Raw genomic sequence first — 19,520 nt, forward strand, 5'->3', positions numbered from 1 at the left:
TTTACAACTCATAAGGGTATAAAAGTTCAGTAACCCGAATGGACTTATAAGAAGAAAAACTAATTAAAGAATGAAAATAACTAAAAAATTAAGCGGCATTGCTGCTGCAGTAGCCATAGTTTCCGTAATGGCATCTTGCCAAAACAAAGATGAAAAAGGCACAACACCCGCAAAAACCGGATCAGCTCCAGTAAGCAGTGATGAGAAAATAGTTTATGTAAACTCAGACTCATTGTTAACTAAATATGAGTATTTTAAAGATATGACCGCTAAACTGGAAACTAAAGCCAAAGCTGCCCAGGCAGATATGGCAGCTAAAAGTCAGGCTTTTCAGCGCGAGGTTGCTCAATACCAGCAGCAAGCAAATACATTACCCGCAGATCAGAGAGCAGCTACTGAAGAAAGATTAAACCGTAAAGGACAAGAGCTTAAAACATATGAGCAAAATGCAGGTGCAGCACTTCAAAACGAACAAGCTACAGAGCAGAAAAAATTGTACGATGCAGTTGCCGACTATCTAAAAGAATATGCCAAGAAAAAAGGGTTCAAAATGGTATTAACCTATTCTAAAGGAAACAGCTCTATCTTATTTGCTGATGAAAGCCTTGATATTACCAGTGAAGTAATTACCGGCCTGAATGCAGGTTATAAAAAATAAGCTTAATATACCAATCAAAAAAATAGCCTGTATTGTGACGATACAGGCTATTTTTTTTGATATTTTAGTGTGCTTTAAAGTCGGAACATGCTATTTACTTCCCGCAGATTTGGCTGATGCCATACTGATCATTGCATCCAGTTCTGTTACAACTGCATCGGCACTGCCAGAAAAACCCACCGCTTTAAAACGGATCACACCATCACCATCAATAACAAACTTGGTTGGTATCCCTTCCACTTTATATGCCGTGATGACATCAAATAAATTTGGATTTTCTTTGTTTTTAGTATCCAGTAAAACGTTGAAAGTATACTTTGTATCTGCCATAAATTTCTTCACCAATTCCTCCCTGTTGGTCTCGCGCTGCGAGGTATTTATAAATAAGAATACCACGTTAGGGTTGCTGGCATATTTGTTTACTGCCTTTTGCATACCTGGAAATGAGGCTACACATGGACCACACCAGGTAGCCCAGTAATCTAATATAACTACTTTACCCTTCAGGCTGGCCAGGCTGACTGTCTCGCCTTTCAAATTTACCAATGAAAAAGCAGGTGCAGGAACACTGATCATCTTCTTTGCCCATTCTGCCTGCTCTTTTGCTTTCGCTTCTTTTTCAAGGTTGGCCAAAAATACAGCATACGGTTCTTTTAATTTCTTTCCTGCATACAACGACTTTAACCGTTCGCGCATTGCATCAGTACCCTGGCCTTCTTTAAGGAATTTTGAAGCTACCGTAAATGCTTTTTCTTTATCGCCTGCAAGGTCAAGGTACATGACATACCGCTCATTGCCTGGAATATCCATCGCGTCAATTGCTTTTTCCTGGTAAATTACAGCTTCTTTATCTTTACCAAGATGGTGGAGCAACAATGCGTAAGTATCCGCATACATAATATAATTCCGGTTTAAAACTTGAATATATTGCGCTTTGGAACCGGCATTGGCAGGAACTGCATCTGCCTTCGCTGCTTCTACCAGGTCTAATGATTTTTTAGAAATACCTGCAGCAAACGCAACCTCTTCATTCCTTTCTGCAAGAATCCAGGCCACGCTATTGTAGGCAGCTGCAAGACTGGATTTATCTTTTATTTTCGAAGCATATTCTTCGAATTTGCTGATGTTCTTTGTCTGCCCATAATTAGTCACCATCATGTTATACACATAAGATATCTTTTTCATATCGGCTTCTTTGTCTAAGTCCAGCCCATATTTCTTAACCAGTGCCAATAATTTCTCTTCCATTGCTGCAGGATCCTTTTGACTGGCAATAGCAGAATAATCTAATGAAAAAGCATAAGTACCCGTTGGATATTTAGATACCACTATGTTTTTCATAGAGTCGGCTTCAGACTTTTTCTTTAAAAGCATGTATAAATTTGAAGCCGTCATTAAATCAATCTCTGCAGGTAGAGATTTCTTGGAGATCAGGCTGAGGTAATCATTGATCGATTGTGTTCCTGAAACTGCATCAATTTTATATTTTACAGCCAGGTAATTATAAATGGATTTGTCTTTTGATGCAGGATCTATTTCAAAAGACTTTTCATAAGATGCCAGTGCCTTCTGATCATCAGCCTTCATTCCAAGATATGTTGCAATGCTTCCTAACAGATACCCCTCGCTTACATACGCTGAAGCGGGGATCACGCCTCCTTTGGAAAGCTTTACATAGTATCCTTGTGGGTTATCATCTGCAACATCACCAGATTTGAACATCAAAACAACCATGCTTGTACTATCTGTTGTTGGTATTTCTGAACTAAAAACAGATCCATCTTTAACTAGCTTAGGGACCGTAGTCGACAACTGAGTTGAAGCAAAAGTATAGACTAAACATGTAATATCATCCTTTCCCTCTAACTTTGTTCCTTTCGGATCGTAACTAAACTTTACTGGCTTTCCAGCTGCAGGGGCAGCTTCCATAAATTTGACATTCTGCGCAGAAGCAGATATAGATGCTGCTAAGAACAGCACAAAAGTGAGTTTTTTAAAACATTTCATAATCAACAGGTTAAGTTCGCTATTCAAAAACTAAATATATAGTTTTATTGCCAATAAAAAAATATTATATTTAAATATTCAATTCCATTTTATGCAGTTGAACTTTTAAATTATGATTGATCTATTTCAGTAAGATCTGGTTAATTATATCACCAACTCATTGGTACTTTTAAGCCATTGGTATATTACTAATTCATTACTTCAAGTGATTATAAAACGTTAAATAATTGTACTTATAAACGCTTACCTGACTATTTACCCTAATATAAAATCATGAGTTACGAAGAAACGATACGGATAGAACTGGAATTTTGGAAAAGGGATATACTGAAAAAACCATCTGTTTTTAGTAAGGTAACTGATAATATTCAAAAAAAGATCAACAGCTACATTCCAGACAAAGTACATACAGCAATCACTGCAACAATCAAAACAATGATCAAAGGTGTTCTTTATGGCTCAAAGTATACGACTTCAGACATACCACCCTTAGAAATGAGCCTCATACATAGAGAAGCACTTGTTAAAGAAAAGATTGATTTCTATTGTAAAACAGGTGCGGCAGAAGGCGGGATTACGGGTGCAGGAGGTTTTTTGTTGAGCATGGCAGATTTTCCGGTACTAATAGCCATCAAGATTAAACTGCTTTTCGAAATTGCATCGTTGTATGGTTTTGACGTTAAGAATTTCTCAGAGAGATTATACATCCTTTATATTTTTCAACTGGCATTTTCAAGTAAAAAGGGGGCATCAAAGGTATTTCTGCACATCGAAGATTGGGAAGATAAATTGCACATTCTTCCGGATAATTCAGATAATTTTGACTGGAAAACACTTCAGCAAGAGTACAGGGATTATATTGATCTGGCCAAACTTGCACAGCTTCTGCCCGTAGTAGGCTCAGCAGTTGGAGCAGTTGCCAATTACCAGCTGATTAAAAAATTGGGAAATACAGCAATGCAAGCCTATAGGATGAGAATATTAAAGTCCTAACCTTCTTTCTTTTTCTCATCGTTCTTACCCCCACCTGTCTTATCCTCATCGAACATGGTATCGGTCAGATCATCAATCTCCCTGCGGTCTCTCTTTGTTGGCCGGCCAGCACCACGGTCTCTTTTTAATACCGGGGCATGGAACATAGATTTAAAAGCATGGGTTTCTTCAACCGGTGTAATGTCTTTATATTTTGTAACTGCAATCTTGGATTCGGTTCTGTTATACGAAAACTCAACCACTTCAATGATCTTTTTTTCTATTCCTCTGGATACCTGGTAAACATCACCAAGCTTTACAATAGCAGAAGGTTTAAGATTCTGCCCGTTAAATTTAACCCTACCCGCTTTACAGGCTTCAGTAGCCAAACTTCTGGTCTTAAATAAGCGTATAGCCCATAAGTACTTATCGATCCTTAATTTTTCCTGTTCAGCCATAAAAAATCAAAAATACACAACAAAACAACGCTCAATACATAAAATTGATTTATTTTGTCAAAAATTAAAAAATAACATGATAGCAGAATTAAAAAAGTTAGTAGAAGCCGCTTGGGAAGATAGAACTTTATTAGAATACACAGAACATTGCGAAGCAATTGAAACTGTAATTATGCAATTAGATAAAGGTGAATTGCGCGTAGCAGAACCTGTTCTAAATTCATGGGGAATAAACGAATGGATCAAAAAAGCTGTGATCCTTTATTTCCCAATCAGACAAATGAAAGAAATTGAGGTTGGCCCATTTGTATTTCATGACAAAATGAAGCTTAAAACCAATTATAAAGAAATAGGTGTACGTGTAGTTCCTCATGGTATAGCACGTTATGGTGCTTATTTGGCTAAAGGCGTAATCCTGATGCCTTCTTATGTAAATATTGGTGCTTATGTTGATGAAGGTACCATGGTAGATACCTGGGCAACTGTAGGTTCATGTGCACAAATTGGTAAACACGTACATTTAAGTGGTGGTGTAGGTATCGGTGGTGTTTTAGAACCCATTCAGGCAGCACCGGTTATTATTGAAGACAACTGCTTTATCGGTTCAAGAGCGATTGTAGTAGAAGGAGTAAGAGTTGAAAAAGAAGCCGTTCTCGGTGCTAATGTAGTACTTACCGCATCAACTAAGATCATTGATGTTACCGGAAGCAGCCCAGTAGAATATAGAGGAATCGTTCCTGCACGTTCAGTGGTAATTCCCGGAAGCTATGCCAAAAAGTTTCCGGCAGGCGAATACCAGGTTCCTTGTGCGCTGATCATTGGAAAACGTAAAGAATCTACAGATAAAAAAACATCCCTTAATGATGCATTAAGAGAAAATAATGTAGCCGTATAATAAAAATGAATATTGGTTTTGATGGAAAAAGAGCAGCAAACAATTTAACAGGACTTGGCAATTACAGCCGTTCGTTAATTGCACAGCTTGCCGGATTTTTCCCTCAAAACCGATATTTTGTATATACGCCCAAAATTAAGAACCATCCACAGATCAATCGTTTTTTAAGCATTCCAAATATCCTGACTGAATTGCCAAATGTCCCCGGATTATTCTGGCGGACTTCAGGCATAAAAAAGCAATTATTAAAAGACAACATTGACCTCTTTCATGGTTTAAGCCACGAAATCCCTCTGGGTATCCATAAATCTGGAATCCCAAGTGTAGTTACCATTCACGATCTCATCTTTCTAAAATTCCCACAATATTTCGGCCGTATAGACCGCTTTATCTATAACCTGAAATTTAGATATGCCTGTAAAAATTCCAACCGGATCGTAGCAATCAGTGAGCAAACTAAAAATGACATTATAGAGCACTTTAATATTGATCCGGAAAAGATTGAGGTGATATACCAAAGCTGCGATGATAGCTTTAAGATCGCGTCAACAGATCAGTTGAAAGAATCAGTTCGACTAAAATACCAGCTTCCTGAAAAATACATCCTGAATGTAGGTACCATAGAAACCAGGAAAAATCTGTTAACATTGGTCAAAGCATTGAAACAGATCAATGAAGACCATGTGTTGGTAGTAGTAGGCAGAAAAACAAAATATGCAGATCTGGTAAATCAGGAAATCGATAAACTCAATTTAAGACCACGAATTATTTTTCTGCAGGATATTCCATTTAATGAGTTGCCATCTATTTACCAAATGGCAGCTGTATTTGTTTACCCATCCGTTTATGAAGGATTTGGCATTCCCGTAATAGAAGCACTATATGCCCATGTTCCGGTAGTAGCGGCCACAGGATCTTGCCTCGAAGAAGCCGGAGGTAAGTACAGCAGTTATGTTTCTCCATTCGATCATAATGGCTTCGCAAAAGCAATAAATCATATCTTAGACCATCCAAAGGTCCAAAAAGAAATGATAGAAAAAGGTAAAGATTATGTTCAAAGGTTCAATACAGAAATTATTAGTAAAGAAATGATGGGACTATATACGGATGTTTTAAAATTGCATCGTTCTCAACACTCTAATGACGCCCAGCTTTCTACACGACCTCAACGTTCTCGACGTTCTCAACGTACTTCCAAGAATTAAATCTTATGCTAAAAACTGAAATTCAAAAAGCGCTCGACGTATTAAAAGACGGCGGGGTAATCCTTTACCCTACAGACACGGTTTGGGGCCTGGGCTGCGATGCAACCAATGAAGCAGCAGTAGAAAAGATCAATGCCATCAAGGGCCGTGCATCCGATAAAAGCTTTATCATACTATTAGACAATGATTCTAAATTACAGAGTTATGTATCAGAAGTACCTGATGTGGCATATGATCTGATTGAGTACGCTGAAAACCCACTAACCATCATATTTTCAGGAGCTAAGAACCTGGCAAAAAATGTAGTCCACGAAGATGGAAGTGTTGGAATCAGAGTTGTAAAGCATGAATTTTGCCAGCAGCTGATTCAAAGATTCCGGAAGCCGATTACTTCAACATCAGCAAACTTATCCGGAGAACCTACCCCGGCATATTTTGATAAGATCAGTGATGAGATTAAAGAAGCAGTAGATCTTGTGGTAGACTTTGAGCAGGAACTCCGGTCTGACAAAAAGCCATCAACCATAATGAAATTAGCACCGGGCGGTCAATTTTCCTTTATTAGAAGGTAAGTTTTACTACTTTTGCAGATCATCAATGGAAAGACATTTACAAAATCCTGTTTTTAAGGTTCTTGCGGCTATAGCAAATCAGCACAACATTGAAGCCTATGTAATTGGCGGCTATGTTCGCGATATATTCTTGCAGAGGCCATCAAAAGATATCGATATTGTGGTGTTGGGAAATGGCATTGAATTCGCAGAATTAGCGGGCAGGGAACTTAAAGCAAAGGTTGCCGTTTTCAAAAACTTTGGAACAGCGATGCTGAAATTTCAGGACCTTGAAATTGAATTTGTAGGTGCCAGAAAAGAGTCTTACCGCTCAGACTCAAGAAAACCAATTGTAGAAAACGGAAGCATTGAAGACGATCAGCTGAGAAGGGATTTTACCATCAATGCACTGGCCATATCTTTAAACAGTAAAAATTATGGAAAACTGGTTGATCCATTTAATGGACAAACAGACTTGCAAAATAAATTGATCCGTACCCCGCTTGATCCGGAAATCACATTTTCTGATGACCCATTGCGGATGATGCGGGCAATCCGTTTTGCATCTCAGCTTAATTTCAATATTGATGAGGCTGCAATAAACGCAATTAAAAAACAGAAAGAAAGAATAGCCATTGTCTCTAAAGAACGGGTTACAGATGAATTGAATAAGATCATTCTTTCTCCACTCCCATCCATAGGTTTTAAGTACCTGTTTGATACCGGACTCCTGACTTTAATATTTCCCCAAATGGCCAACCTGTATGGAGTAGATATCATCAATGGAAAAGGACACAAAGATAATTTCTACCATACGCTGCAGGTACTGGATAACATTTGTGAGGTAACAGACGACCTTTGGCTACGCTGGGCTGCCATTCTGCATGACATTGCAAAGCCGGCAACAAAACGCTTTGAAGAAGGACACGGGTGGACATTTCATGGGCACGAAGATAAAGGGGCACGGATGGTTCCGCAAATTTTCGGGCAGTTGAAACTGCCACTTAATGAGAAAATGAAATACGTACAAAAGCTGGTACAGCTTCATCTGCGGCCTATTGTATTGGCACAGGAAGTAGTAACCGACTCTGCGGTAAGGCGGCTGCTCTTTGATGCAGGAGAAGATATCGAAAGCCTGATGTTACTTTGCAACGCAGATGTAACCACAAAGAACGAGTACAAAGTTAAAAAGTACAGGAACAACTTTGAGCTGGTTAAACAAAAACTCAAAGATGTAGAAGAGCGTGATAAGATCAGAAATTGGCAGCCACCAATTTCCGGCACGGATATTATGAATATATTTAGTCTAAGCGCAGGCAAAGAAGTTGGGCTTTTAAAAAACGCAATCCGTGAAGCCATTTTGGAAGGTGAAATAACAAACACCTACGATGAGGCATTACAGTTTATGATGAAAAAGGCAAAGGAAATAGGGATTTCAACAGCAACAGATTAATACCATTTCAAAAGTATATTTTATTTTTTTAATTTTATAGCTAGAAAATAAGCTCAAATGGCAATTTATAGATTTAGAATAAGTTTCGAAGATTTCGATGAGGTAGTAAGGGAAATCGATATTAAATCAACCCAGACATTTGAAGATTTGCATAAAGCTGTACACCGTTCAACGGGATACGCTGCAGAAAAATCTTCATCATTTTTTGTGAGTACAGATAACTGGATAAAAGGAGATGAAATTGCTTATTTACCTAACCAGAGAAAAACCGATCGTGGTGTAGCCTTAATGGAGAAGTCAAAGCTGAGCAGCTTTATTGAAGATCCGCATCAGAAATTTTATTATATCTACAATTTTGACCGTCCGTTCGACTTTCATGTTGAGCTGATCAAGATCATTTTAGAAACTGATCCGAACATAGAATATCCTTACCTGGTAAAAAGTACAGGTGATGCCCCTAAAATAATTGATAAAAACAATTTGGGATCCGTTGTCGTTTCATCAAATCCCGTATCCACCGAATTCGATTTCTTAAATGAGATAGATTTCGTTCCAGAAGACAGTGAAGAGCTGGAAGCAATGGGTGGAAGAGGTATCAGTACACAGGAAAAAAGTGAGGATACGGAAGACACGGAGGATGCTGAAGATAGCGATGAATTCGCAGATAACGACAACTACGAAGACGAAGAATATAAAGAAGATTATTAGTGCCTGGCATGGCATCCAATAAAACTTTAATTGTAATTGCAGGCCCTACGGCCATCGGTAAAACTGCTTTGGCCATCGCATTGGCAAAGCAGTTTTCTACCGAGATCATCTCTGCCGATTCCAGGCAGTTTTTTAGGGAAATGGAAATAGGAACCGCCAAACCATCTGCGGAAGAACTGGCAGCAGCACCACACCATTTCATCAATTCCCATAGTGTAAATACCCTTTTTAGTACCGGAGACTTTGAGATTGAAGCATTAAAGCTGATGGAAGTATTGTTCCGTGAAAAAGATCAATTGATTATGGTTGGGGGCTCAGGATTATACATTGATGCGGTTTGCAACGGCTTGGATAAGCTTCCGGAAACAAATCTGGAGATCAGGGCTAAACTAAACAAGTTGTTTACAGAAGAGGGCATTGAACCAATCCGTAAGCAATTAAGCACCTATGATCCTGAGTATTTTGAAAAGGTAGACCAGTCTAATCCGCAACGTATGATCAGGGGACTGGAATTCTTTCTTTCTACCAAACAAAAATTATCTTCTTTTCTAACCAACAGTAAAAAACAGCGTCCATTCAACATCATTAAGATAGGATTAAATACAGAACGCAGTAAACTGTACCAAAGAATCAATTTAAGAGTCGATCAAATGATGGAAGCAGGATTGTTGAAAGAAGTTAAAAGCCTGCAGTCTTTCCGCAGTTTTAACGCATTAAATACGGTTGGCTATTCTGAGTTATTTGCCTATCTGGACAACCAGATCGGCCTTAATGAAGCCGTCGATAAGATCAAGCAGAATACCAGGAGATTTGCAAAAAGGCAGCTAACGTGGTTTAGAAGAGATGACAGCACCGCATGGTTTGAACCCAATGACATCGATGCTGTCACCACCTATATCAACCAGAAAATAACTAAGCCTGAGCAGTAGGTCCGCCAAAATTCATAGGGAAACCTGGAGGCTCTTCCTGTGTTTTAATACGGCCGTTTATGGCTTCATATTTTTCCAGGTTATCCAGCATTGCAGTCACTAATCGTTTGGTATGCTCAGGTGTTAGTATGATCCTTGATTTAACCCGTGCCTTAGGCACGCCAGGCATTACCCGGATAAAATCCAATACGAATTCAGTGTTTGAATGGGTAATAATTGCCAGGTTAGAAAATATCCCTTCAGCTACCTCTTCAGAAAGCTCAATATTTAATTGATTATCTTGATTTTGTTCTTCCATAATACAAATCTAAAAACTATTCGGCGATTTCAAGCATAAAAAAGTCCCCCGACTTTAAAAGAAGGGGGACTTTAGAAAAATGTATTTTAAAATTAAGCTTCTACTTCTTCTTGTTTCGAAGCCAATAATTTATCGTATTCTTCCTGAGAACCAACAATGATCCGCTCATATCCACGTACACCAGTACCTGAAGGAATTAAGTGTCCAACGATTACGTTTTCTTTCAATCCAAGCATATTGTCACGTTTACCAGCAATAGCTGCTTCGTTCAATACTTTTGTTGTCTCCTGGAATGATGCAGCAGAAATGAATGATTTCGTACCCAATGATGCACGGGTGATACCCTGCAAAATTGAACTTGCTGTAGCAGGTCTGGCATCACGTACCTCGATCTGTTTCATATCTTTACGTTTTAACTGAGAATTTTCATCTCTTAATTTACGCAGAGAAAGAATCTGACCTGGTTTAACGGTGGTTGAATCACCTTCATCAACTACAACTTTTTTGTCATAGATCTCATCATTCTCGATCATAAAGTCCCAACGGTCTACAGAGTTGTTCTCTAAGAATATGGTATCTCCCGGATCTTCAATATGCACTTTCTGCATCATCTGGTGAACAATAACTTCAAAATGTTTATCATTGATCTTCACACCCTGTAAACGGTAAACTTCCTGGATACCGTTAACCAGGTATTCCTGAACGGCAGCCGGACCTTTAATCGCTAAGATATCTGCAGGAGATATCGAACCATCAGACAAAGGCATACCCGCTTTAACAAAGTCGTTATCCTGAACAAGGATGTGCTTAGACAATGGAACAAGATATTTCTTGATCTCACCATCTTTAGATTCGATGGTCATCTCACGATTACCACGTTTAACACCACCTAAAGTTACCACACCATCAATCTCTGTTACTACAGCAGGGTTAGATGGGTTACGTGCTTCAAACAACTCAGTTACACGTGGTAAACCACCCGTAATATCTCTTGTTTTACCAGTAGCACGAGGAATCTTAACCAGGATCTGACCAGTTTTAACCATCTCATTCTCGTCAATAGCAATGTGTGCTCCAACAGGAATGTTATAACCTCTGATCAACTCACCTTTTTTATCTACAACCCGTACAGAAGGGTTTTTAGTTTTATCACGTGTATCGATAATTACTTTTTCACGGTGACCAGTTTGCTCATCTGATTCTTCACGGAAGGTAACACCTTCAACGATCGCATCAAATTCAATTTTACCGGCAAATTCCGAGATAATAACCGCGTTGTACGGATCCCATGAACAAATCCTGTCACCCTTAGTGATCTTAGCTCCATCCTCAACATATAAGAATGAACCGTAAGGAATATTACTGGTCATGATCACCTTATTGGTGCCTTCTTCTACAATTTTAAACTCACCTGAACGGCCTAAAACGATTTGTTTCATACCTTCTTCAGTTGCGTTATCTACGGTACGAACATTTTCAAATTCGATGATACCATCAAATTTAGCCATGATCTGAGATTCAGCAGCAATGTTGGATGCAGTACCACCCACGTGGAATGTACGTAGTGTTAATTGTGTACCCGGCTCACCGATTGACTGAGCAGCAATTACGCCGACAGCTTCACCTTTTTGAACGCGTTTACCAGTTGCAAGGTTACGTCCGTAACACAGTGCACAAACACCTCTTTTATTTTCGCAGGTTAACACCGAACGGATCTCAATACCTTCTAAAGGAGATTCTTCAATTGCTTTAGCAACTTCTTCATCAATGTCGTTACCAGCACCTACCAATAATGCACCGTCTAATGGATTAAATACGTCATGAAGCGAAATACGACCTAAAATTCTGTCATATAATGGTTCAACGATATCTTCATTATCTTTCAATGCAGTAGTATACATACCCCTTAAGGTACCGCAATCTGCAGCATTAACGATCATGTCCTGTGCTACGTCATGCAAACGACGCGTTAAGTAACCAGCATCAGCAGTTTTTAACGCTGTATCCGCCAAACCTTTACGAGCACCGTGAGTAGAGATAAAGTATTCAAGAACCGACAAACCTTCTTTAAAGTTAGATAAGATCGGATTTTCAATAATTTCACCACCAGAACCTGATTTTTGAGGCTTAGCCATCAAACCACGCATACCGCAAAGCTGACGAATCTGCTCCTTAGAACCACGCGCACCAGAATCAAGCATCATATACACAGAGTTGAAGCCCTGATTATCGTTTGAAAGCTGGTTCATTACAAATGATGTTAAACGATTGTTGATACGTGTCCAGATATCGATGATCTGGTTGTAACGCTCGTTGTTGGTAATGAATCCCATATTATAGTTATTCCTCACCTCTTCAACCTCTGCAGAAGCTTGTTCCAATAGAACCTGTTTCTCAGCAGGGATGTTCACATCCTGTAAATTAAATGATAGACCACCTCTGAAAGCCATTTGGAAACCTAATTCTTTAATGTCATCAAGGAATCTTGATGCACGGGCCATACCGGTAATTTTTACAACTTCACCGATAATATCCCTTAAAGATTTTTTGGTTAACAGCTCATTGATATAACCTACTTCTTCCGGAACCATTTGATTAAATAGTACACGTCCAACCGTAGTATCAAGTAATCTATTTACAATTATACCATCATCACCTTTAACATTAGCTTTTACCTTAATGAATGCGTGAAGGTCAATTCTTTTCTCATTGTATGCAATGATCACCTCTTCAGCAGAATAGAATACTGAATCCTGACCTTTAACTACACGTCCTTCATCCGTTCTGCGGCCTTTAGTAATGTAATAAAGACCCAAAACCATATCCTGAGACGGTACAGTAATTGGAGTACCATTTGCAGGGTTTAGAATATTATGTGCAGCAAGCATCAATACCTGGGCTTCCAAAATAGCAGCATGACCTAAAGGTAAATGCACAGCCATCTGGTCACCGTCAAAATCCGCGTTAAATGCAGTACAAACCAATGGGTGTAATTGGATTGCCTTACCTTCAACAAGTTTAGGCTGGAAAGACTGGATACCTAACCTGTGCAGCGTAGGCGCACGATTCAGTAATACAGGGTGTCCTTTTAAAACATTTTCAAGAATATCCCAAACCAACGGGTCTTTGCGGTCAACAATTTTCTTAGCAGATTTTACAGTCTTAACAATACCCCTTTCAATCATCTTGCGAATGATGAACGGTTTGAAAAGCTCAGCAGCCATATCTTTAGGTAATCCGCATTCGTGTAATTTAAGGCTAGGCCCTACAACAATTACGGAACGTGCTGAATAATCCACACGTTTACCCAATAAATTCTGACGGAAACGTCCTTGTTTACCTTTCAGGATATCAGAAAGGGATTTAAGGGCACGGTTACCTTCAGTTTTAACTGCATTTACTTTACGTGAATTATCGAATAACGAGTCAACAGCTTCCTGTAACATCCGTTTTTCATTACGTAAAATTACCTCTGGTGCTTTGATCTCGATCAAACGTTTTAAACGGTTGTTACGGATAATTACACGACGGTACAGATCATTTAGATCTGAAGTTGCAAAACGACCACCTTCTAATGGTACTAAAGGACGCAATTCTGGTGGAATAACCGGAACGATCTTAATGATCATCCACTCAGGATTATTCTCAATACGCGTTCTTGCACCACGGAAAGCCTCAACAACCTGTAAGCGTTTTAACGCTTCATTCTTACGTTGTTGTGAAGTTTCGTTAGCAGCCTGGTGACGAAGGTTATATGATAAAGTATCCAGGTCAATACGTTTCAATAAATCTTCTAAAGCTTCAGCGCCCATTTTAGCGATGAATTTATTAGGGTCTTTATCATCAAGGTATTGGTTCTCTTTAGGCAATTTATCAAGAATATCCAGGTATTCTTCTTCCGTTAGGAAGTCCATATACTGAATGCCTTCTTCAGACATTAATCCCGCTTGTATAACAACATAGCGCTCATAATAGATGATCAGGTCTAACCTTTTTGTAGGCAGTCCCAATAAATAACCGATTTTGTTTGGTAAAGAACGGAAATACCAGATGTGCGCAACAGGAACCACCAAATTGATGTGTCCCATACGCTCTCTGCGTACTTTCTTTTCTGTAACCTCAACACCGCAACGGTCACAAACAATACCCTTATAGCGGATACGCTTGTATTTACCGCAATGGCATTCGTAATCTTTCACAGGACCAAAAATACGCTCGCAGAACAAACCATCACGCTCAGGTTTGTAAGTACGGTAATTGATAGTCTCAGGTTTCAAAACCTCACCACTAGAGCGCTCTAAAATAGCCTCCGGCGACGCCAAACTAATGGTGATCGAGGTGAAATTACTTTTTAATTTATTATCCTTTTTGTAAGACATAGCTCTTTTGTTTGAAAGTTGAAAAATTTAAAAAGTTGGCGTGCTTGTCAGTCAAGCTTCTAAACACGCCAACAAAATAACTTTCAACATTAGTCTAACGTAATATCTAAACCTAATCCGCGTAACTCATGTACCAATACGTTGAACGATTCCGGTACACCAGGTGTAGGAAGGTTTTCGCCTTTAACAATGGCCTCGTAAGTTTTTGCTCTACCGATAACATCATCTGATTTAACAGTTAAGATCTCTTGTAGAATATTGGCAGCACCAAATGCTTCCAATGCCCAAACCTCCATCTCACCAAAACGCTGACCCCCGAATTGAGCTTTACCACCCAATGGTTGTTGTGTAATTAATGAGTATGGTCCGATTGAACGGGCATGCATCTTATCATCAACCATGTGTCCAAGTTTCAGCATGTAGATAATACCTACTGTAGTTGGCTGGTCAAATTTCTCACCCGTTAAGCCATTATTTAAATAAGTTCTTCCTGAAGCAGGTAAACCAGCCTTAGCGATCCAGTCTTCAACTTCGTAATGTTTAGCACCATCAAAGATCGGGGTAGCAAATTTAACACCCAATTCCTGACCGGCCCAAGCCAATACAGTTTCGTAGATCTGACCCAAGTTCATACGTGAAGGTACACCCAGTGGGTTCAACACAATATCAACAGGCGTTCCGTCTTCAAGGAACGGCATATCTTCATCACGTACAATACGGGCTACAATACCCTTGTTACCGTGACGTCCCGCCATTTTATCCCCTACTTTCAATTTACGCTTTTTAGCTACATAAACTTTAGCCATTTGCACGATACCAGAAGGAAGCTCATCACCTACACTAATAGCAAATTTATCGCGTTTATAAGCACCCAGTTCTTCGTTTACACGAATACCATAGTTATGAAGCAATAATTTAATCTGATCATTTTTATCATCATCAGTAGTCCATTTGTATGGATTGATGTGGTTATATTCCAGATCAGTTAAACTTTTCTGGGTAAACTTAGCTCCTTTAGGGAACAACAACTCCTTGTAAACATTGTAAACACCCTGAGATGTTTTACCATTCACAATCTGGAATAGTTTATCTACCAGTTCATTTTTAAGGTTGGTTGTTGCCAGATCGTATCTCTTGTCTAATTTCTCTATTGCAGATTTCTCTTCTGCTTTAGTAGTTTTCTTAGCTCTTGAGAACAATTTAGTATCAATAACAACACCTTTAATAGATGGAGGTGTTTTCAAGGATGCATCTTTAACATCACCTGCTTTATCACCAAATATTGCACGAAGTAATTTTTCTTCCGGTGAAGGATCAGACTCTCCTTTAGGAGTAATCTTACCGATCAGGATATCACCTTCTTTAACCTCAGCACCGATACGGATAATACCGTTCTCATCTAAATCTTTAGTAGCTTCTTCAGAAACGTTAGGGATATCAGGAGTTAATTCCTCTTCACCGCGTTTCGTATCACGTACTTCCAATTCAAATTCTTCAATGTGTAAAGAGGTAAAGATATCTTCACGAACAATACGTTCGTTAATTACGATCGCATCCTCAAAGTTATATCCTTGCCAAGGCATGAAAGCAACCTTTAAATTTCTTCCAAGGGCAAGTTCACCATTTTCGGTAGCATAACCCTCACAAAGAACTTGTCCTTTTACCACTTTCTGGCCTTTTCTAACGATCGGCTTCAAGTTGATACAAGTATTCTGGTTGGTTTTCTTGAACTTGATTAATTTATAAGTTTTGCTGTCACCTTCAAATGATACCAAACGATCTCCATCGTTACGTACATATTTAATGGTAATCTCATTCGCATCAACATATTCAACAACACCATCGCCTTCAGCATTGATCAGCGTTCTTGAGTCACGGGCAACGCGACCTTCTAAACCTGTACCAACGATCGGAGCTTCAGGACGTAATAAAGGTACGGCCTGACGTTGCATGTTTGAACCCATCAAAGCCCTGTTCGCATCATCATGCTCAAGGAAAGGGATCAACGAAGCTGCAATTGAAGTAATCTGATTAGGAGCCACATCCATTAAGTCTAATTTCTCAGGCTCAATGATCGGGAAGTCACCCTCATAACGTGCTTTAACACGAGGAGTAGTAAAGTTACCTTTATCGTCATACTCGGCATTAGCCTGAGCAATCGTTTTACCATCTTCATCTTCAGCAGACAAATAGATTACAGGCTCATCAACAGAAACAACACCATTATCAACTTTTTTGTAAGGTGTTTCAATGAAACCTAAATTATTGATCTTCGCATGAACACAAAGAGAAGAGATCAAACCAATGTTTGGACCCTCTGGTGTTTCAATGGTACACAAACGACCATAGTGGGTGTAATGCACATCACGCACCTCAAAACCGGCACGTTCACGTGAAAGACCACCTGGGCCTAAGGCTGACAGACGACGCTTGTGCGTAATCTCCGCCAGAGGATTCGTTTGATCCATAAATTGCGACAACTGGTTGGTACCAAAGAATGAATTAATAACCGACGATAACGTACGGGCATTGATCAAATCTGTTGGGGTAAACACCTCGTTGTCACGAATGTTCATACGTTCGCGGATGGTACGGGCCATACGCGCTAAACCAACACCAAATTGAGCGTATAATTGCTCACCTACAGTACGAACACGACGGTTCGACAAGTGATCAATATCATCCACTTCTTCTTTAGAGTTGATCAGTTTGATCAGGTATTTAACGATCGCAATAATATCTGCTTTAGTTAAAACCTTAACGTGATCCGGAGTATCCATTTTCAACTTACGGTTAATGCGGTAGCGACCAACATCTCCTAAGTCATAACGTTTATCCGAGAAGAACAAACGCTCAATGATACCTCTTGCAGTTTCCTCATCAGGTGGTTCTGCGTTACGCAGAGCACGATAGATGTTTTCAACAGCCTCTTTTTCAGAGTTTGAAGTATCCTTTTGTAATGTATTATAAATAATGGTATAATCAGCCTGACTAGCACCATCATCTTTAGATAAGATGATCGTTTTAACGCCAGCATCAATGATCATATCAATATGGTCATCTTCTAAAACAGTATCCCTGTCTAAGATCACTTCGTTACGATCAATGGAAACAACCTCACCGGTGTCTTCATCCACAAAATCTTCAACCCATTTTCTTAAAACCCTTGCAGCAAGTTTACGACCGATATACTTTTTCAATCCTGATTTACTAACCTTAACTTCATCAGCAAGGTCGAACAACTCAAGGATATCTTTATCAGAATCGTAACCGATAGCACGCAATAAAGTGGTAACCGGGAATTTTTTCTTACGGTCAATGTAAGCATACATGACGTTATTTACGTCAGTAGCAAACTCGATCCAGGATCCTTTGAAAGGAATCACCCGTGCAGAATAAAGCTTGGTACCATTGGTGTGACGGCTTTGGCCGAAGAACACACCTGGAGACCTGTGCAATTGAGAAACAATTACACGCTCTGCACCGTTAATCACAAATGTACCTTTAGGAGTCATATAAGGAATGGTTCCTAAATACACATCTTGAATGATGGTTTCAAAATCTTCGTGTTCAGCATCATTACAAGAAAGCTTAAGCTTAGCTTTTAATGGAACACTATAAGTCAATCCACGGTCAATACACTCAGGTATATCATAACGCGGTGGATCAATAAAATAATCAAGGAACTCAAGAACAAAGATGTTTCTTGAATCGGTGATTGGGAAATTTTCAGCAAACACTTTGAATAAACCCTCAGTGTGACGGTTATCAGAAGTAGTTTCGATCTGAAAAAATTCTCTGAATGATTGCAACTGCACATCTAGAAAATCTGGGTAATCTATGATATGCTTACTACGTGCAAAATTTACTCTTTGGTCGACTTTATTTGCCAATGGACTAAAGTTAATTTACTTTAAGAATAAACTATTTGTTTGGTTAGCCGTTAAACAATTCCACCAACCAAACAAGATGAAATGTTTATAAACAGGTATAGACTCCGACTATACAGTCGGAGTCTATGGTTAAAGTGCGATTAAAATTAAGTGATTACTTAATCTCAACTACAGCTCCAGCTTCTTCTAATTGTTTTTTCAAAGCTTCTGCTTCGTCTTTAGCAACACCAGTTTTTAATTCTTTCGGTGCACCGTCAACTAAGTCTTTAGCTTCTTTCAAACCTAAACCAGTTAGGTCTTTTACCAATTTAACAACTGCTAGTTTAGAACCACCAGCTTCTTTCAATATTACATCAAAAGTTGTTTTTTCTTCAGCTACAGGAGCAGCATCACCAGCAGGACCTGCAACAGCAACTGCAGCAGCAGCTGGTTCAATACCATACTCGTCTTTTAAGATTTGAGCCAATTCGTTAACTTCTTTAACTGTCAAGTTTACCAATTGCTCAGCAAACGCTTTTAAATCTGCCATTTTATAGATTTTTAAAAATTTACGTAAAATAATTTATTAATATGAACTTATAAGGTGTTCCTTAACCTTCTCTTTCTTGAAGAGTTTTAACAATTCCTGCAATAATGCCACCGCCAGATTTCAATGCTGATATCACATTTTTAGCTGGTGACTGTAATAAGCCAACGATATCTCCAATAAGCTCTTCTCTTGATTTCAAGCTTACCAATGCATCTAAATGGTTATCACCAACATATACTGATGAATCGATATAAGCTGCTTTAAGCTGTGGTTTATCAGATCCTTTTCTCAACGCTTTAATCAGTTTCGCCGGAGCGTTACCACTTGTGGAGAATAATAATGCCGACTGGCCTTTTAGCGCAGCAAAGATCTCTGATGCATCGCCTTCTAAACCTTCGATCGCTTTTCTGATCAATGTGTTCTTAGCAACCTGCATTTCAATCCCGCTTTCAAAACATTTGCGACGGATACTGTTTACTTTCTCAACAGATAAGCTGGATGTATCAGCAATATAAAAATTGCCAAATTCCTGCATCTTCTCTTGAAGAGCCGAAACTACTTCGTGTTTTTCTTCTCTGTTCATAA

General features: G+C 39.1%; 15 protein-coding genes. 8 read left to right on the forward strand and 7 right to left on the reverse strand.

Going from position 1 to position 19,520, the window contains the following annotated elements:
* The first annotated feature begins 70 nt into the window (after positions 1-70).
* Positions 71-658: an OmpH family outer membrane protein gene (locus tag ATK78_RS17245; RefSeq protein WP_133577391.1), complete on the forward strand. Its 588-nt coding sequence runs from the start codon at positions 71-73 to the stop codon at positions 656-658.
* Between the two features lie 90 nt (positions 659-748).
* On the opposite strand, the gene ATK78_RS17250 is transcribed toward ATK78_RS17245, so the two are convergent.
* On the reverse strand, positions 749-2,665 hold the full coding sequence (locus ATK78_RS17250; RefSeq protein WP_133577392.1) for a redoxin domain-containing protein: 1,917 nt from the start codon (positions 2,663-2,665) through the stop codon (positions 749-751).
* 273 nt (positions 2,666-2,938) lie between these two features.
* Here ATK78_RS17250 and ATK78_RS17255 point away from each other — a divergent pair, with 273 nt between their 5' ends.
* On the forward strand, positions 2,939-3,658 hold the full coding sequence (locus ATK78_RS17255) for an EcsC family protein (protein ID WP_208112395.1): 720 nt from the start codon (positions 2,939-2,941) through the stop codon (positions 3,656-3,658).
* Here ATK78_RS17255 and ATK78_RS17260 read toward each other — a convergent pair.
* Complete coding sequence (locus tag ATK78_RS17260) at positions 3,655-4,095, reverse strand: RNA-binding S4 domain-containing protein (protein ID WP_133577394.1); 441 nt, start codon at positions 4,093-4,095, stop codon at positions 3,655-3,657. The two genes, ATK78_RS17255 and ATK78_RS17260, sit on opposite strands and share 4 nt — an antisense overlap.
* Positions 4,096-4,171: 76 nt before the next feature.
* Between ATK78_RS17260 and ATK78_RS17265 the strand changes: the two genes are divergently transcribed.
* Genes ATK78_RS17265 through miaA form a run of 6 tightly spaced genes read left to right on the forward strand, consistent with a single transcriptional unit; the run spans position 4,172 to position 9,836 of the window.
* Positions 4,172-4,990, forward strand: coding sequence for a 2,3,4,5-tetrahydropyridine-2,6-dicarboxylate N-succinyltransferase (locus ATK78_RS17265; RefSeq protein WP_133577395.1), 819 nt, complete (start codon positions 4,172-4,174; stop codon positions 4,988-4,990).
* 5 nt (positions 4,991-4,995) lie between these two features.
* Positions 4,996-6,195, forward strand: a complete 1,200-nt coding sequence (locus ATK78_RS17270; protein ID WP_133577396.1) for a glycosyltransferase family 4 protein — start codon at positions 4,996-4,998, stop codon at positions 6,193-6,195.
* Between the two features lie 5 nt (positions 6,196-6,200).
* Entirely contained in the window at positions 6,201-6,767 is a 567-nt protein-coding gene (locus tag ATK78_RS17275; protein ID WP_133577397.1) for an L-threonylcarbamoyladenylate synthase, read from the forward strand.
* Between the two features lie 25 nt (positions 6,768-6,792).
* Positions 6,793-8,199 carry a CCA tRNA nucleotidyltransferase gene (locus tag ATK78_RS17280; RefSeq protein ID WP_133577398.1) on the forward strand — a complete coding sequence of 469 codons (1,407 nt, stop codon included), beginning with the start codon at positions 6,793-6,795 and terminating at the stop codon, positions 8,197-8,199.
* Positions 8,200-8,256: 57 nt separating this feature from the next.
* Entirely contained in the window at positions 8,257-8,907 is a 651-nt protein-coding gene (locus ATK78_RS17285) for an IS1096 element passenger TnpR family protein (RefSeq protein ID WP_133577399.1), read from the forward strand.
* 8 nt (positions 8,908-8,915) lie between these two features.
* Positions 8,916-9,836, forward strand: a complete 921-nt coding sequence (gene miaA, locus ATK78_RS17290) for a tRNA (adenosine(37)-N6)-dimethylallyltransferase MiaA (RefSeq protein WP_133577400.1) — start codon at positions 8,916-8,918, stop codon at positions 9,834-9,836.
* Here the strand turns inward: miaA and ATK78_RS17295 are convergent.
* The 5 genes from ATK78_RS17295 to rplJ form a co-directional block, all read right to left on the reverse strand.
* Entirely contained in the window at positions 9,820-10,134 is a 315-nt protein-coding gene (locus ATK78_RS17295; protein ID WP_133577401.1) for a DUF3467 domain-containing protein, read from the reverse strand. The two genes, miaA and ATK78_RS17295, sit on opposite strands and share 17 nt — an antisense overlap.
* A gap of 92 nt (positions 10,135-10,226) precedes the next feature.
* Complete coding sequence (gene rpoC, locus ATK78_RS17300) at positions 10,227-14,513, reverse strand: DNA-directed RNA polymerase subunit beta' (RefSeq protein ID WP_133577402.1); 4,287 nt, start codon at positions 14,511-14,513, stop codon at positions 10,227-10,229.
* A gap of 89 nt (positions 14,514-14,602) precedes the next feature.
* Positions 14,603-18,406 carry a DNA-directed RNA polymerase subunit beta gene (gene rpoB, locus ATK78_RS17305; RefSeq protein WP_133577403.1) on the reverse strand — a complete coding sequence of 1,268 codons (3,804 nt, stop codon included), beginning with the start codon at positions 18,404-18,406 and terminating at the stop codon, positions 14,603-14,605.
* 154 nt (positions 18,407-18,560) lie between these two features.
* Positions 18,561-18,935 carry a 50S ribosomal protein L7/L12 gene (gene rplL / locus ATK78_RS17310; RefSeq protein ID WP_133577404.1) on the reverse strand — a complete coding sequence of 125 codons (375 nt, stop codon included), beginning with the start codon at positions 18,933-18,935 and terminating at the stop codon, positions 18,561-18,563.
* Between the two features lie 61 nt (positions 18,936-18,996).
* The gene (gene rplJ, locus ATK78_RS17315) at positions 18,997-19,518 is read right to left on the reverse strand and encodes a 50S ribosomal protein L10 (protein WP_133577405.1); all 522 of its coding nucleotides are present in this window, start codon (positions 19,516-19,518) and stop codon (positions 18,997-18,999) included.
* Between the last annotated feature and the right edge of the window lie 2 nt (positions 19,519-19,520).

The organism is Pedobacter metabolipauper (assembly GCF_004362715.1).
GTDB lineage: Bacteria > Bacteroidota > Bacteroidia > Sphingobacteriales > Sphingobacteriaceae > Pedobacter > Pedobacter metabolipauper.